This window comes from Sphingomonas sp. ASV193 (assembly GCF_040203355.1).
Taxonomy (GTDB): domain Bacteria; phylum Pseudomonadota; class Alphaproteobacteria; order Sphingomonadales; family Sphingomonadaceae; genus Sphingomicrobium.
The window spans coordinates 217849-233621 of record NZ_JBEHBW010000002.1 but is presented as its reverse complement, the minus strand read 5'-3'; the positions used below and the strand labels follow the sequence as shown (position 1 = coordinate 233621).

Annotated in this window: 14 protein-coding genes; 8 read left to right on the top strand and 6 right to left on the bottom strand. The window is 71.2% G+C overall.

Annotation, left to right across the window (positions count from 1 at the left end; all coding sequences use genetic code 11):
* Nucleotides 1-70: 70 nt before the first annotated feature.
* On the top strand, nt 71-2140 hold the full coding sequence (locus tag ABDK56_RS05105) for a DUF1963 domain-containing protein (RefSeq protein WP_349807056.1): 2070 nt from the start codon (nt 71-73) through the stop codon (nt 2138-2140).
* Here ABDK56_RS05105 and ABDK56_RS05100 read toward each other — a convergent pair.
* Nucleotides 2137-2274: a hypothetical protein gene (locus ABDK56_RS05100; protein WP_349807055.1), complete on the bottom strand. Its 138-nt coding sequence runs from the start codon at nt 2272-2274 to the stop codon at nt 2137-2139. The two genes, ABDK56_RS05105 and ABDK56_RS05100, sit on opposite strands and share 4 nt — an antisense overlap.
* A gap of 100 nt (nt 2275-2374) precedes the next feature.
* Complete coding sequence (locus ABDK56_RS05095; protein WP_349807054.1) at nt 2375-2659, bottom strand: circumsporozoite protein; 285 nt, start codon at nt 2657-2659, stop codon at nt 2375-2377.
* A gap of 144 nt (nt 2660-2803) precedes the next feature.
* Between ABDK56_RS05095 and ABDK56_RS05090 the strand changes: the two genes are divergently transcribed.
* Genes ABDK56_RS05090 through ABDK56_RS05070 form a run of 5 tightly spaced genes read left to right on the top strand, consistent with a single transcriptional unit; the run spans nt 2804 to nt 10349 of the window.
* Nucleotides 2804-3790 (top strand): ArsR/SmtB family transcription factor, encoded by a 987-nt coding sequence (locus ABDK56_RS05090; protein ID WP_349807053.1) that lies wholly within the window; start codon nt 2804-2806, stop codon nt 3788-3790.
* Entirely contained in the window at nt 3787-4689 is a 903-nt protein-coding gene (gene metF, locus ABDK56_RS05085) for a methylenetetrahydrofolate reductase [NAD(P)H] (protein WP_349807052.1), read from the top strand. Before ABDK56_RS05090 ends, metF begins: the two co-directional genes overlap by 4 nt.
* The gene (locus ABDK56_RS05080) at nt 4686-5729 is read left to right on the top strand and encodes a homocysteine S-methyltransferase family protein (RefSeq protein ID WP_349807051.1); all 1044 of its coding nucleotides are present in this window, start codon (nt 4686-4688) and stop codon (nt 5727-5729) included. Before metF ends, ABDK56_RS05080 begins: the two co-directional genes overlap by 4 nt.
* On the top strand, nt 5726-8332 hold the full coding sequence (metH, locus tag ABDK56_RS05075) for a methionine synthase (RefSeq protein WP_349807050.1): 2607 nt from the start codon (nt 5726-5728) through the stop codon (nt 8330-8332). Before ABDK56_RS05080 ends, metH begins: the two co-directional genes overlap by 4 nt.
* Nucleotides 8333-8360: 28 nt before the next feature.
* On the top strand, nt 8361-10349 hold the full coding sequence (locus tag ABDK56_RS05070; protein ID WP_349807049.1) for a protein-disulfide reductase DsbD family protein: 1989 nt from the start codon (nt 8361-8363) through the stop codon (nt 10347-10349).
* On the opposite strand, the gene ABDK56_RS05065 is transcribed toward ABDK56_RS05070, so the two are convergent.
* Complete coding sequence (locus tag ABDK56_RS05065; protein ID WP_349807048.1) at nt 10312-11958, bottom strand: amidohydrolase; 1647 nt, start codon at nt 11956-11958, stop codon at nt 10312-10314. The two genes, ABDK56_RS05070 and ABDK56_RS05065, sit on opposite strands and share 38 nt — an antisense overlap.
* Nucleotides 11959-12011: 53 nt before the next feature.
* Here ABDK56_RS05065 and ABDK56_RS05060 point away from each other — a divergent pair, with 53 nt between their 5' ends.
* Together ABDK56_RS05060 and ABDK56_RS05055 are read left to right on the top strand one after the other, a co-directional pair.
* Entirely contained in the window at nt 12012-13232 is a 1221-nt protein-coding gene (locus tag ABDK56_RS05060; protein ID WP_349807047.1) for a threonine ammonia-lyase, read from the top strand.
* Between the two features lie 138 nt (nt 13233-13370).
* On the top strand, nt 13371-14165 hold the full coding sequence (locus tag ABDK56_RS05055) for an arginyltransferase (protein WP_349807046.1): 795 nt from the start codon (nt 13371-13373) through the stop codon (nt 14163-14165).
* Nucleotides 14166-14174: 9 nt separating this feature from the next.
* On the opposite strand, the gene ABDK56_RS05050 is transcribed toward ABDK56_RS05055, so the two are convergent.
* From ABDK56_RS05050 to ABDK56_RS05040, 3 genes are read right to left on the bottom strand one after another with little or no spacing between them, the layout of a single operon-like run.
* A complete protein-coding gene (locus tag ABDK56_RS05050) occupies nt 14175-14663 on the bottom strand; it encodes a hypothetical protein (RefSeq protein ID WP_349807045.1) in 489 nt (162 codons plus the stop codon).
* On the bottom strand, nt 14638-15480 hold the full coding sequence (locus ABDK56_RS05045; protein ID WP_349807044.1) for an exosortase/archaeosortase family protein: 843 nt from the start codon (nt 15478-15480) through the stop codon (nt 14638-14640). The genes ABDK56_RS05050 and ABDK56_RS05045 overlap by 26 nt, the downstream gene beginning before the upstream one ends.
* Before the next feature lie 5 nt (nt 15481-15485).
* Nucleotides 15486-15674, bottom strand: a complete 189-nt coding sequence (locus ABDK56_RS05040) for a hypothetical protein (RefSeq protein WP_349807043.1) — start codon at nt 15672-15674, stop codon at nt 15486-15488.
* Between the last annotated feature and the right edge of the window lie 99 nt (nt 15675-15773).

The following is a 15773-nucleotide window of genomic DNA, read 5'->3' as shown; positions in this document are numbered from 1 at the left end:
CGGGCCAGCGTCAATCGGCCATCAACCTTTGGCGGGTAGCGCGGCGCGACCTATTGGAGTGGCTCGGTCGATGACGATGATCCTGGTTGGCGGCGCGGTGGCGCTGGTCGTGGTGCTGGCGGCGTTCGCGCTGATGCGGCGCAAGTCGCCCGAGGCGCCGGTCGAGACGGTCGAGGCCGAGCCCATGCGCCGCCGCGCGGTCGGCGCGACACTGATCGCCGACGAGGCCGCCGCGCCGGTGGCCGAGCCGGTCGCCCCGGTGCGCGAGAGCCGGTCGATCGGGCTGACCCCGTGGAGCGGCGACGAGCGCGCGGCCGAGGAGGTCGTGCCCGAGGCGGAGGAAGAAGCGGGCGAGGACGAGACGCCGTGGACCGAACCGCCGCGCCCCGAGCCGCTTCCCGAACCGACGCCCGAGTCTGCGCTCGCGCCGTCGCCCGACGCGGGCGTTGAAGAGGATTTTCCGCCCGATCCGGTCACGCCGGTCGCGGCGGCGGGCGGGGACGAGCCGCCGTCGATCCTGTCGCAGCTGGCGAAGAAGAAGAAAGGGGGCGGGGCGAATCCGCTCGCCGGGGCGATCGAAGACGCGGCGGGCGGCGTCGCCGGTCCGGCGCCGGGCGCGGCCACCTATGCCGAGAGCGCGCCGCCGCCGCCGCGCGAGGTCGAGGAGAGCGTGTCGGTGGTGCTCCGCCGCCAGGTCCCGCCGCGGCTCGACGAGGCGCCGCGCAGCTGGCTCGGCGGACGGCCGATGATGCCCGCCGAGGTCGAATGGCCGCGCAGCGTCCAGCCCGACGATCCGGCCGCCGGGCCGGTCCCGCTCAACTTCGTCGCGCAGGTGGCGTGCGAGGACTTGCCCGCCGAGCTGTGGGGCGGGGTCGGGCCGCGCACGGGCTGGCTGCTGTTCTTCCTCAACCCGCGCGACGAGGCCGGGGACGACGAGCGCATCTTCCGCGCGATCCACGTGCCCGTGCTCGGCGAGGAGCGCGCGCCGCCCGCCGACCTGCCGCCGGTCGCGGTCGAGGGCTTCGGCGGGGGCGACTGGCCGTTCGTGCGGCCGGGCGACATCCCGGGCGAATGGCGGCGCTGGCCGGTCGACCTGGTCGAAATGCCCAACGAGGCGTTCGACGACGGCTACCGGATCGTCGTCACCCCGAAGGATTATGCGAGCGCGCTGTACGAGGGGGCGCCGGTCGAGGGGCAGGCGCCCGACCTATCCGACGTCGCGCCGTTCAGCTGGCGCGGCGCGCTCTACGCGGTCGACGCGGTGCTTCGCCGGCTCGACGACCCGGCCGAGGCGCCGCAGCCGCTCGGGCCCGGACTTCGCGAGGCACTGGGGCGCGAGGGATTCGTCGCCGCGCTGGTGCCCGAAATGCGCGCGCGCGAGGCGCGCTGGCTGAGCGAAGGGGAAGGCGCGATCCTGTCGAAGGAAGAGCCGCTGACCGCGCGCGAGCGCGAGCGGCGCGAGGCGATCGCCCCGGTCGCGGCGGCGCGCCACGCGGCGGTGGAGCGGCTGGCGGGGTTCATCAACCAATATCCGGGCGCCGCGGCGATCGCCGCACGGATCGACGACGACGCCGCGAAGGAAGCGGCGTGGCGGTCGAGCGCGGCCGGGCGGCTGGGGCAGATCCGCGAGGCGATCCTAGCGCACGAGCTCGACTCGCCGCTGTCGGACGAGGACTGGACCGCGCTCGCCGCGCACCTCGACGCCGACCGGTTCGAGGGCTGGAGCGCCGGCTGGACCAGCCGCAACAGCGATTTCCCGGTGTCGCTCGATTATCGCGCGCTGAGCCTGCTCGACCTCGCCCGGCGCGGGATCGGGGCGGCGACCGCCGAGCTGGTCGCCGACTATTATCTCGATCCGGCGCGGCGCCACCTGCTGCCCGAGGGCGTTGCCGAGCGGATGGAGCCGCACTGGCGCGCGCTGGTCGAGAACCGGCCGATCCGGATGGGCGGGTTCCACGACGGCATCCAGTCCGATCCCGAGCCGGGGCCGCAGGCCGAGGTGCTGCTGCTGCAGGTCGCGAGCGACGATGCGATGCGGTGGATGTGGGGGGACGCGGGGGCCTATTACGCCTTCATCTCGCCGTACGACCTCGGCACCGGCAACCTGGGCGCGGCGCGGATCCAGCTCGAGCAGCCCTAGCCGGCGTTGCCCGCCATGGCGTTGAGCATGTTGGCGGCCTCGTCCATCTGCGCATTCTGCTCGGCGCTCGGCGCGGGCGGGCGCTTGTCCTGGCAGGCGGACAGCGCGAGCAGCAGAAAGAGCAGCCGTTTCACGCGATCAATCTACTGCCCCGCTCGAAAATGATAAGGGGCCGCCCGGACGTGCCGGACGGCCCCTCGCTTTCCGCCCCCGAAGGGTGCGAAAAGGCGATGATTACATCTTGTTGTTGGCGTTGTTCACCGTGTTCGCGGCGGCATTGTCCATCGCGTTGGCGGCGTTGTCGGCCGCGTTGGCGGTGTTGTCGAGCGCGTTGTCGACGCTGGCGGCGGCCGCGTTCGCGTCGGCTTCCATCGCGTTCGACACGTCGGTGTTGTTGACGGCGTTGGCCGTCTTCGATTCGCACGCGGCGAGGCCGAGCGCGAGGACCGCAACGGTCAGTGCAACCTTCTTCATGATCGTTCCATTCCTTGCTTCAGGTGGTCCGGCGAGCCGGGCCACGGGGCTCGGCCTGCGCGACTGACGTCGTTCAGGCCAGGGCCGCGGAGATAGACGGAATCGTGTCGGTCACGCAATTGCCATTTTGATGAACCGTCGTTCAGCTTGGAATGGACAGCCGCGGCAATGCTATATAAGCAGTTGTTTATGTCCTTATCCAGGCCCACCCAGCCGCTCGCCGCGCGGTTCCAGGCGCTTGCCGACCCGACCCGGCTGCGCGTGCTGTCGCTGCTTCGGGCGATGGAGCTGGCGGTCGGCGAGATCGCGCAGGTGCTCGGCCAGAGCCAGCCCAACATCTCGCACCACGTCAAGGTGCTTGACGATGCCGGGCTGATCGAGCGGCGCAAGGAGGGCAGCTTCGTCTATCTCGGCCTGTCGCCGCAGAGCCGGCCGCTGTTCGAGCTGACCGCCGCGTGGGCCGACGACGACAGCGTCGCGCAGTTCGATGCCGATGCCGCGCGGCTCGAGGTGGTGCGCGCCGAGCGCGCCGAGGCTGCGCGCCGCTATTTCGAGGCGCACGCCGCGACCTGGGAGTCGGTTCGCGCGCTCCATGTCGCCGAATGCGAGATCGAGCAGGCGATTGGCGCCGCGCTCGGCGACGGGCCGCTCGGGGTGCTGCTCGACATCGGTACCGGGACCGGGCGGATGCTCGAGCTGTTCGCCGCGCGCGCCGAGCGGGCGATCGGGGTCGATCGCTCGTCGGAGATGCTTCGGCTGGCGCGGGTCCGGCTCGACGATGCCGGGGTCGCGGGGGCGAGCCTTCGCCAGGGCGACATGTTCGCGCTGCCGCTGGGGGAGGACAGCGTCGATTCGATCATCCTTCACCACGTGCTCCATTTCGCGCAGTCGCCCGGCGCGGCGATCGGCGAGGCGGCGCGGGTGCTTCGCGACGGCGGCCAACTGGTGGTGGTCGACTTTGCCCAGCACGACCGCGCCGAGCTTCGCGAGCGCGACGCGCACCTGCGGCTCGGCTTTGCCGACGAGGCGATGCGCGGCTGGTTCGATGGCGCCGGGCTGGCGCTCGACCGGATCGACCGGCTCGAGGGGGGCGAGCTGACCGTCATCCTGTGGCGCGGGGTCAAGCAGGGCGGGGTGCGGCGTGGCCACGCCGTCGCCGGAAGGCGGGCGGCATGAACGCCGAGGCCCGCGAGGCGCTGGCGACCCATGCGCCGCTGTTCGAGAAGACCCGTGGCGACATCGCGGTCAGCTTCGAATTCTTCCCGCCCAAGACCGACGCGATGGCCGAAACGCTGTGGCGGTCGATCGAGACGCTCGCCCCGCTCGGGCCGCGCTTCGTCAGCGTCACCTACGGCGCGGGCGGATCGACCCGCACGCGCACCCACGCGACGGTCAGCCGGATCGTCAGGGAAACGCCGCTGACGCCCGCGGCGCACCTGACCTGCGTCGGGGCGAGCCGGGCCGAGGTCGACGCGGTGGCGCGCGATTACTGGGAGGCGGGGGTGCGGCACATCGTCGCGCTTCGCGGCGACCCGAGCGAGCCGGGCGCGCCCTATGCGCCGCACCCGCAAGGCTATGCCAACGCCGCCGCGCTGGTCGCCGGGCTGAAGGCGGTGGCGCCGTTCGAAATCTCGGTCGCGGCCTATCCCGAGGTCCACCCGCAGGCCGACTGCGCCGACAGCGATTTCGACAATCTCCTCGCCAAGATCGATGCCGGGGCCGACCGCGCGATCACCCAGTTCTTCTTCTCGCCCGACTGCTATTTCCGGCTTCGCGACCGGCTCGCCGCGGCGCGGCCGGGGGTCGAGCTGGTGCCCGGCATCCTGCCGGTGACCAACGTCGCCACCACCCGCCGGTTCGCGGGGCAGTGCGGAGCGGAGATTCCCGACTGGCTCGACCGGCTGTTCGACGGGCTCGACGACATGCCCGCCGCGCGCGGGCTGGTCGCCGCGACCGTCGCCGCCGAGCTGGCCGCGCGCCTCTATGCCGGGGGCGTGCGCGAATTCCACTTCTACACGTTGAACAGGGCCGAATTGACCTACGCCATCTGCCGCCTGCTGGGGGTGCGCGCATGAGCCGCGCCGCCGAGACCTTTCGCGCTGAGGCCGCGCGCCGCCTGATCGTCAAGGACGGGGCCTATGGCACCCAGATCCAGGCGGCGAAGCTGACCGAGGCCGACTATGCCGGCGACCTCGGGCTGGACCGCGACCAGCGCGGCAACAACGACCTCGTCAACCTGACCAGGCCCGACATCATCCGCGACATCGCGCAGCGCTTCGCCGCCGCCGGGGCCGACCTGCTGGCGACCAACACGTTCAACGCCAACGCGATCAGCCAGGGCGATTATGGCGAAGGCGCGGTGGCGCTGGTCGACGAGATGAACCGCGCCTCGGCCCGGATCATCCGCGAGGTCGCCGACGCGCAGGACCGGCCGATGTGGGTCGCGGGCGCGCTGGGGCCGACCAACAAGACGCTGTCGCTGTCGCCCGACGTCAACGATCCCGGCTACCGCGAGGTCGATTTCGACCGGGTCAAGGCGGTCTATCGCCAGCAGGTCGAGGCGCTGCTGGACGGCGGCGTGGATTTCATCCTGATCGAGACGGTGTTCGACACGCTCAACGCCAAGGCGGCGGTGATGGCGGTGCTGGAGGCGGAAGGCGCGCTCGGGCGGCCGGTGCCGATGATGATCTCGATGACGCTGACCGACCTTAGCGGGCGCAACCTGTCGGGGCACACGGTCGAGGCGTTCTGGGCGAGCGTTCGCCATGCGCGGCCGCTGACGATCGGGCTCAACTGCTCGTTCGGCGCGGCGCAGCTTCGCCCGCACCTCGCCGCGCTCAGCCGGACGGCGGAGACGCTGGTGATGGCCTATCCCAACGCCGGGCTGCCCAACGACCTCGGCGAATATGACGAGGCGGCGGCCGAGACCGCGGCGCAGGTCGCCGAATGGGTCGACGAGGGGCTGGTCAACATCGTCGGCGGCTGCTGCGGGACGACCCCCGCGCATATCGCCGCGATCGCCGGCGCGCTTCGCGGCGGCGCCCCGCGCGCCATCCCCGCCGCGCCGCGCGCGACCGTGCTCGCGGGCCTCGAACCGATGGTGATCGCCGCGTGACATCCGAATCCAGCGCCGCCGGCGCGCGCTTCGTCAATATCGGCGAGCGCAGCAACGTCACCGGCTCGGCCAAGTTCAAGAAGCTGATCCTCGCGGGCGATTACGACGCCGCGGTCGCGGTCGCGCGCGACCAGGTCGAGGCCGGGGCGCAGATCCTCGACATCAACATGGACGAGGCGCTGCTCGACGGCGAGGAGGCGATGGCGACCTATGTCCGCCGGATCGCCGCCGAGCCGGATATCGCGCGGATCCCGCTGATGATCGACAGCTCGAAGTGGAGCGTGATCGAGGCCGGGCTGAAATGGGTGTCGGGCAAGCCGATCGTCAATTCGATCAGCCTCAAGGAAGGCGAGGCGCCGTTCATGGACGCGGCGCGCAAGGTCCGCGCCTATGGCGCCGCGGTCGTGGTGATGGCGTTCGACGAGACCGGGCAGGCCGACACCGCCACGCGCAAGGTCGCGATCTGCGAGCGCGCCTACAAGCTGTTGACCGCCGACGGCTTTCCCGCCGAGGACATCGTGTTCGACCCCAACATCTTCGCGGTCGCGACCGGGATCGACGAGCATCGCCGCTATGCGCTCGACTTCATCGAGGCCGCGCGCGAGATCCGCGCGCGCTGTCCGGGCGCGCACATCTCGGGCGGGCTGTCGAACCTCAGCTTCTCGTTCCGCGGCAACGAGCCGGTGCGCCGGGCGATGCACAGCGTGTTCCTCTACCACGCCATCCCCGCCGGAATGGACATGGGGATCGTCAACGCCGGGCAGCTCGACGTTTACGACGCCATCGACCCCGAGCTTCGCGAGGCGGTCGAGGACGTCATCCTGGACCGGCGGGACGACGCGACCGACCGGCTGATCGCGCTTGCCGAGCGATTCAAGGGGACCGACGCGGCCGCCGAGAAGGCGGCGGCCGAGTGGCGCGGCTGGCCGGTGCGCGACCGGCTGAGCCATGCGCTCGTCAAGGGGCTCGATGCCGACATCGTCGCCGATACCGAGGAGGCACGGACCCAGTTCGCGCGGCCGATCGAGGTGATCGAGGGGCCGCTCATGGCCGGGATGAACCTGGTCGGCGACCTGTTCGGGTCGGGCAAGATGTTCCTGCCGCAAGTGGTCAAGTCGGCACGCGTGATGAAAAAGGCGGTCGCGCACCTGCTGCCCTACATCGAGGCCGAAAAGGGCGAGGGCACCAATTCGTCGAAGGGGCGGATCGTCATTGCGACGGTCAAGGGCGACGTCCACGACATCGGCAAGAACATCGTCGGGGTCGTGCTGGCGTGCAACGGGTTCGAAGTGATCGACCTCGGTGTGATGGTGCCGTGGACCAGGATCCTAGAGGCTGCGAACGAGAATGACGCGGCGATGATCGGGCTGTCGGGCCTGATCACCCCGAGCCTCGACGAGATGGTCACCGTCGCCGAGGAGATGGAGCGCGCCGGGATGGAGCTGCCGCTGCTGATCGGCGGGGCGACCACCAGCCGCGCGCACACCGCGCTCAGGATCGCCCCGGCCTATAGCGGGCCGGTGCTCCACGTGCTCGACGCCAGCCGAGCGGTCGGGGTCGCGACCCAGTTGGTGAGCGAAGGGGCGAGCCGGGGCGAGCTGATCGCGCGCACCGCCAACGATTATCGCGCGCTGCGCGAGGCGCGCGAGGGGCGCGGGTCGAGCGAACTCGCGACTCTCGGCGAGGCTCGGGCGAACAGCTTCGTGCCCTTGCACCGCGAGCCGAGCCCGCGCCCGGCCAAGCCCGGGAGCCACACGTTCGACGACTGGCCGCTCGCCGACCTGGCCGAGTGCATCGACTGGACGCCCTTCTTCCGCGCGTGGGAGCTTGCGGGCAATTATCCGGCGATCCTCGACGACGAGGTGGTGGGGACGAGCGCGCGGAGCCTGTTCGCCGACGCGCAGGCGATGCTTGCAAAAATTGTTGACGAGAAATGGTTGCAGGCACGCGGCACGGTCGGGCTGTGGCCGGTGCGGCGCGAGGGCGACGACCTCGTCGTCCAGCAGGGCGACGGCGTGCGGCTACCCTTCCTTCGCCAGCAGGTGAAGAAGCGCGCGGGGCGGCCGAACCTGTGCCTCGCCGACTTCCTCGTTCCCGGCGAGGAGGACTGGCTCGGCGGGTTCGCGGTGGCGATCCACGGAATCGAGCCGCATCTCGAGCGGTTCAAGGCCGAGCATGACGACTATAACGACATCCTCTTAAAGGCACTGGCCGACCGGTTGGCCGAGGCGTTCGCCGAGCGACTCCATGCGCATGTCCGCACCGACTTGTGGGGCTATGCACATGGCGAGGCGCTGACCAACGAGCAGCGGATCCGCGAGGAATATCGCGGGATCCGTCCCGCGCCGGGCTACCCCGCCTGCCCCGACCATAGCCTAAAGCCGCTGCTGCTCGACCTGCTCGGCGAGGGAGCGGGGGTGCGGCTGACCGAGAGCTTCGCGATGCTGCCGACCTCGGCGGTCAGCGGCTTCTACTTCGCGCACCCCGAATCGAGCTATTTCGGGGTCGCGCGGATCGGGCCGGACCAGCTCGACGATTATGCCGCGCGCCGCGGGGTCGATCGCGAGACGGCGACGCGCTGGCTTCGCCCCAACCTCGACTAAGCGCGCGGGGCGGCGTAGCGGGGAGCGCGTGATCCGCCGACTGCTCTTCCTCCTCGCCCTGCTGATGCCCGGCGCCGCGATGGCGCAGGCGACGCATATCGTTCCCGAGATGGTCGCCGAGGGCCCGGTCGCGCCTGGCGGGACGGTCGACGTCGCGATCGTCATGCATACCGGGCAGGGGTGGCACGGGTACTGGAAGAATCCCGGTGCGGCGGGGCTTCCGCTGACCGTCGAGTGGACGCTGCCGGCGGGGGCGCGCCTCGATCCGCTCCGCTTCCCGGTGCCGCAGAAGCTGCTCGTCGCGGGGCTGGTCAACTATGTCTACGAGCATGACTATGCGCTGCTGACCCGGCTCCACGTGCCCGCCGGCGCAAGCGGGACCGCGGCGCTGAGCGGAAAGGCGAGCTGGCTGGCCTGCACCGACAAGATCTGCGTTCCCGAGCGTGCCGAGATCAGCCTGTCGGTGCCGGTGGGCCCGGGCGCCCCGACCCAGCAGGCGCGGTTCGACCAGTTTCGCCGCGCGCTGCCGCGTCCGCTCGCCGCCCCGGCGCGGTTCGCTTTGCAGGGCGGCGCGCTGAAGCTCGCCATCCCGCTGCCCGCCAGCGTGAGCGTCGCCGAGCCCTACTTCTTTCCCGCCGACCAGGACGTGATCGACTATGCCGCGCCGCAGCCGGTGGCGCGCGAGGGCGACCTGCTGGTCGTGACGCTGACCCGCGCCGACGGGGCCGCGACGCCGACCGCGCTCGGCGGGGTGCTGGCGCTTGGCGACGGGCGCGGGCTCGAGGTCGCGGCGGTGCCGGGGCCGGTGCCCGACCTCGCCCCGACGTCGACCGATGCGCGCGCAATCCTGCCCGCGCTGCTCGGCGCGCTGGCGGGGGGCATATTGCTCAACCTGATGCCATGCGTCTTCCCGATCCTCGCGCTCAAGGGCGTCCACCTCGCCCGCGCGGGGGGCGACGAGCGCGCGGCGCGGCGCGAGGCGCTGGCTTATGCGGGCGGCGCAATCGTCGGCACCGGCGCGCTCGGCGCGGCGCTGCTCGCGATCCGCGCTGGGGGCAGCGCGGCGGGCTGGGCGTTCCAGTTGCAGGATCCGAGGACGACGATCCTGCTGCTGCTGCTGGCGAGCGCGATCACGCTCAACCTGCTGCGCGCGTATGAGCTGCCGGTGCTCGGCGGCAGCCAGGCCCCGGCGGGAAGCTTCGGCACCGGGCTGCTCGCCGCCTTCGTCGCGACGCCCTGCGCCGGGCCGTTCCTCGGTGCCGCGCTCGGCAGCGCGCTGGCGCTCCCGGCGGTGGCGAGCGTGCCGGTGTTCGCGGCGCTCGGCTTCGGGCTCGCGCTGCCGTTCGTCGCGCTGGCGTTCGTCCCCGCGCTTCGCAACCGCTTGCCCAGGCCGGGTCCGTGGATGGCGCGGCTCCAGCGCTTCCTCGCCTTGCCGATGGCGGCGAGCGCGGCGGCCTGCCTGTGGCTGCTCTACCGGCAGGGCGGGACGCGGGCGCTGCTGGTCGGGCTCGCCGCGACGCTGCTGCTCGCGCTGGTGCTGTTGCTCGCGGGGGCGCGGCAGCGGAGCGGGAAGAGGAGCGCGCCGCTCGCGCTCGGCGGGGCGGTCGCGGCGGCGCTCGCCGCCGCGCTGCTGGTCCCGCCGCGCGCCGCGCCATCGAGCGAGCTCGACGGGGCCGAGCCGTGGAGCGAGGCGCGGGTCGCGTCGCACCTTGCCAAGGGCGAGCCGGTGTTCGCCTATTTCACCGCCGACTGGTGCCTGACCTGCAAGGTCAACGAGGCCGGGGCGATCGACCGGCAGGCGGTGCGCGACGCCTTCGCCGCGCACGGGGTCAAGGTGGTCGCGGGCGACTGGACCAACGGCGACCCGGCGATCGGGCGTTTCCTCGAGGCGCGGGGCCGCGCCGGAGTGCCGCTCTATTTGTGGTACGTTCCCGGCCGGCCGCCCGAGGAGCTGCCCCAGTTGCTGACCCCGGCGATGCTCACTTCACGGGCGCAGGCACTGCCGGAGTCCCGCTGAACACGCGCCGGCCCGCGATCCACGTTTCGAGCACCTTCGTCTTCGCCAGCGCCTGCGGATCGACTTTTTCGATGTCGCGGTCGACGATGATGAAGTCGGCCCACTGGCCGGGATCGAGCGCGCCGAACCGGGTTTCGGCAAACCCGGCGTAGGCCGCGCCGCGGGTGAAGGCGTGGAGCGCCTGGCCGAGCGAGAGCCGTTCCTGCGGGCGCCAGCCGCCGGGCGGATTGCCACCGGGGTCCTGTCGGCTGATCGCCGCGCCGAGGCCGGGAAAGGGGTTGGGGCTTTCGACCGGGAAGTCGCTGCCGAACGCCAGCGGGATGCCGAGCCGATCGACGCTCTGCCACGCATAGGCACCGCCGAGCCGGTTGGTCCCCAGCCGCGCCTCGGCCATCGTCCGGTCGCTGGTCTGGTGGGTCGGCTGCATCGAGGCGATGATCCCGGCGGGCTTGAGGCGCGGGATGTCGGCGGGATCGACGATCTGGAAATGCTCGATCCGCCAGCGCCGGTCGGTGCCGTAGCGCTTCGACAGATGTTCGTAAACGCCGATCACCTGCGCGTTGGCGGCGTCGCCGATCGCGTGGGTCGCGACCTGGAAGCCCGCCTTCGCCGCCGCGTCGGCCTGCGCCAGCAGCTCGGCGTCCGAGTGGAAGCGCAGCCCGCGCGAATCGGGCTTGTCGGCGTAGGGCGCCTTGAGCCACGCCCCGCGCGAGCCGAGCGCGCCGTCGGCGAACAGCTTGATCCCCGCGGCGCGCAGCCGGTCGCCGTAAAGCCAGCCGGTCGGGTGGGGGACCGAGCGGATCGCCTCGGGACCGAGCAGATAGGCCATCAGCCGGACCTTGAGCGTGCCGCGCTGCCCTGCGCGACGGAACGCCTGCCAGTCGGGGATGGTGGTGCTCATCGATCCGACCCCGGTGATCCCGACGGCGAGCAGCGCGCCCTGCGCCTCGGCCAGCGCGCGGTCGAGTTCGGCCGGGGTCGGATCGGGGATCGCCTTGGAAATCAGCTCGCCCGCCATGTCGACGAATAGCCCGTCGCGGATCTCGCCGCCGACCGGGGCGCGGGTCGCGGCGGTGACCTTCGCCGCGCGCATCGCCGCCGAGTTGACGACGATCGCGTGGCCGTCGACGCGCTGGAGCACGACCGGGCGCCCGGCGACGACCGAATCGAGGTCGGCGGCGGTCGGGAAGCTCTTGTCGGCCCACTGCTCCTGGTTCCAGCCGAAGCCGATGATCCACGGGGCGGCGGGGTGCGCCTTCGCGTAAGTCGCGAGCCGCGCCTTGACTTCGGCGAGCGAGCGGGTGCCGGTGAGGTCGAGCCGGGTGAGGAAGAAGCCGAGATCGGTGACGTGGCCGTGCGCGTCGATCAGCCCGGGGAGCATCGCCTTGCCGCCGAGATCGACCACGCGGGTGCCCGGACGAAGCTTGAGCTGCTCGCCGTGAAGCACGCGCAGCACCTTGCCGTCGTCGCCGACGAGCAGCCCGGAGAAATGCTCGAGATGGCCGTCGGGGGTCGCGCGAAGGCCGTTCGCGTGGGCGTAGAGCGTGTCGGCGTGCGCCGGGGTGGCCGAGGCGGCGAGCAGGGCGGCGAGGAGGATGCGCTTGGTCATGCGAGCGGCATAGCATTGTCGCCCGCGCGGGGAAGGGCTAGGCCGCGCGGGCCATGACCGATGCCTTCCCGACCCTCGACGATATCCGCACCGCCGCCAGCCGGATCGAAGGGGCGATCGTCGACACGCCGATGAAGCGCAGCCGGTTGCTCAGCGAGCGGACCGGCGCCGACCTGTGGCTCAAGTTCGAGAACCTCCAGCACACCGGCGCCTACAAGGAGCGCGGCGCGCTCAACAAGCTGCTCCAGCTGACCCCCGGGCAGGCGGCGCGCGGGGTGGTCACCGCCTCGGCCGGCAACCATGCGCAGGCGGTCGCCTATCATGCGCGGCGGCTGGGCATCCCGGCGACGATCGTGATGCCCGAGCCGACCCCGACGGTGAAGGTCGTCCAGACCGAGGGGCATGGCGCGCGGGTCGTGCTCCACGGGCAGATGGTCGACGACGCGTTCGAGCGCGCGTACCAGCTCGAGGCCGAGGAAGGGCTGGCGTTCGTCCACCCGTTCGACGACGCCGCGGTGATCGCCGGGCAGGGCAGCCTCGCGCTCGAGATGCTCGCCGCGACCCCCGACCTCGACACGCTGGTCGTGCCGATCGGCGGGGGCGGGCTGATCAGCGGGATCGCACTTGCCGCCAAGGCGATCAGGCCGGAGATCGAGGTGGTCGGGGTCGAGGCGAAGCTCTACCCGTCGATGAAGAACGTCATCGAGGGCGGCAACGGGCCGATCGGCGGCGACACGCTGGCCGAGGGGATCGCGGTGAAATATCCGGGCAAGCTGACCCGCGAGATCATCCGCAGCCATGTCGACCGGATCGAGCTGGTCGAGGAGCGCGACCTCGAGCGCGCGGTGGCGCTGCTGGTCGGGATCGAGAAGACGGTGGTCGAGGGCGCGGGCGCGGCCGGGGTCGCGGCGATCCTCGCCCAGCCCGAGCGCTATGCCGGGCGCAAGGTCGCGACCGTGCTGTGCGGGGGCAATATCGACACCCACCTGCTGGCCAACGTGCTGGTGCGCGAGCTGGTCCGCTGCGGGCGGATCGCGCGGCTGCGGATCGCCGCCGCCGACCGGCCCGGCGCGCTGGCCGCGATCACCGCCTGCTTCCACGCCTCGGGAGTCAACATCATCGAGGTCCAGCACCACCGCATCTTCACCGCGCTGCCCGCCAAGGACACGGTGATCGAGGTCGAGGCCGAGGCGCGCGACGCCGCCGCGATCGACGCGCTGGTGACCCGGCTCGAGCGCGGCGGGTTCGACGTCACCCGCGCCGCGCTCGACTGACGTTAACCCCGTTCCGCCCCAGCGCGGGACAGGGCGTCATTTTCGTGTCGAAACGACGCATCCGCCTCTTCCCCCGCGCGTTGAGCGAGCGCATAAAGGATTTCGTAACCATCGGGCGGCGGAAGGGAGACCGAAGCTTTGAGCGCACCGTTCCGCTTTCCCAAATTCTTCGTCACCAACCCCGCGCCCTGTCCCTACCTGCCCGGCAAGGTCGAGCGGAAGGTGTTCACCGAGCTGACCGGGCGCAACGCGGGCGAGCTCAACGAGGCGCTCGGGCGGATCGGCTTCCGCCGCTCGCAATCGGTCGCCTATCGCCCGAGTTGCATCGATTGCAGCGCCTGCGTGTCGGTTCGCGTCGTGGCGGGCGAGTTCGCCCCGACCTCGACCCAGCGCAAGCTGATCCGCCGCCATTCCGACCTCGAGGTCAGCGCGTGCAAGCCGTGGTCGACCGAGGAGCAATATGCGCTGCTCCGCCGCTATCTCGCCAGCCGCCACCCGTCGGGCGGGATGATCGAGATGGACGAGCACGACTATGCCGACATGATCGAGCAGACCCCGGTCCGCTCCTACGTCGTCGAATATCGCGAGCCGTCGGTTGACGGGCGGCCGGGGCGGCTGGTCGGCGCGTGCCTGACCGACCAGCAGGCCGACGGGCTGAGCATGATCTACAGCTTCTTCGATGTCGGCGAGGAGGCGCGCAAGGGACTCGGGACCTTCATCATCCTCGATCATATCCAGCGCGCGGCGCGCGCCGGCCTGCCCTACGTCTACCTCGGCTATTGGGTGCAGGGCAGCGACCGGATGGCCTACAAGACCAATTTCCGGCCGATGGAGCGGCTCGCGCGCGACGGCTGGCGCCCGCTCGAGACGATCGACGAGCCGGTGGCGGTCAAGCTCCCGAGCCGCGTCCGCCGCGCCCCGATCGACGCCTGAGCGAGCCGCTCACATCCGCGCGAAGGGCGCGGCCTCGACCTTCATCGGCAGGTCTTCGGGCTGGCAGCGGCCATTGTCGGCGACCGACAGCACCGGCGACCAGCTGACGCCGATTCCCAGCCGGTTGGCGGCGCGGGCGAGCTGGAAGGCGAGGTAGGGCCGGGTCTTCGGCGCCCGGTCGAACAGCGAGCCCTCGTAAATGTAGCGGTGGCGCGGGAAGCCCGACAGTTCGCGCTCGCTGAGGTCGCGATTGTCGCCCGACGCCTTGAGCGGGCGGACCGCCATCTCGCACGGTCCTCGGCCCGCGACGACGATCGGACCCTCGAATGCGCGGACGAGATGCGCGGTCAGGCCCTGGCGGTCGAGATCGCTGGCGATCGCGCCGACCGCGACGTCGGTGACGGGCCGGACGTCGCCACCGAGGAAGGCGAGCTTCCCGACGACCGACAGGACGGCGACCAGCGCGCCGGCGCTAAGCGCGGCGAGGTTGCGAGGCATGGAGGATAGCCGCACATAGGATCGCGCCGCAGGCGACGAGCGAGGCCAGGCCGAACAGGGTCGCGCCCGGGCCGTGGTGGAGCCATTCGTAATATTGCGGGAAGCGCACGATCGCGGCGATCCGCACGACGTTGGTGGCGACCACGGCGACCCCCGCGGCAATTCCCGCAAGGACGATCGGGCGCGTGATCGGGGTGCGGAACATCTGCGTCAGGCTCGCCCACAGGATCGTCGCCTGCGACAGGTTCTTCAACGACGAGCAGGCTTCGAGGATGATGACGTGGGTGATCTGGTTCGAGCCGGGAACGAAGTCGGTGTCGACCACGTTGCCGTAGCCGCTGCTTCCCGTCACCGCGCGGACGATCGTCGCGTCGAGCGCGAGGATCGGCTCGGCGAAGGCGCTGAGCAGGAAGGCCCCGCCGACGAAGGTCGCCGCGACGACGCCGATTCGCCACACCGGGCTTTCGCGCGGCGAGGTCGCGAGCGCATAGGCCGCGAGCGGGACGAAGGCCGACTTGGCGAACCAGTGGAGCGGGACCAGCGCGAGCAGGCTGACGACGACCGCCGCCAGCCAGTCGAGCGGCCGGACGGGCTCATCATCTGCCGCGCGGGCGACCGTGATGAACGCGAAACCGGCGACGTAGAACACCAGCCCAACGGCGAACAGGTTGAGGCCCGAGCGCCACAAACCCTCCGCCGCGACGTCCTGCGCGGCGAGTGGAAGCTCGCTGTTGACGAGGAGAAGGACCGCCAGAAACGCAAAAAGACCGGCGCGGTTAACGCCGATCTCTGCGCGCGGCGTGGCCGCGATCTGCAAACTGCTTAGCGGGCGATGCGACGACGCATGAAGCGGTAAGCACCCATCGCGAGGCCCATGCCGATGACACCGGCGCCGATTTCCGGACCCGGGACACCGCCACCGCCGCCGCCGCCAGCGATCTGCGAAAACGCCGGCACGCTCTGACAGACGCCGATCACGGCGATCAACACACCCATCCGAAACTTCGACATAACATACCCCTTAGACGCGATAACCGAGTCAAAGCATTGTCGAGGAAGATCGTTCCGTTTTCAACCAACAATTTCACTTAAATCAGGAAATGACGCTTT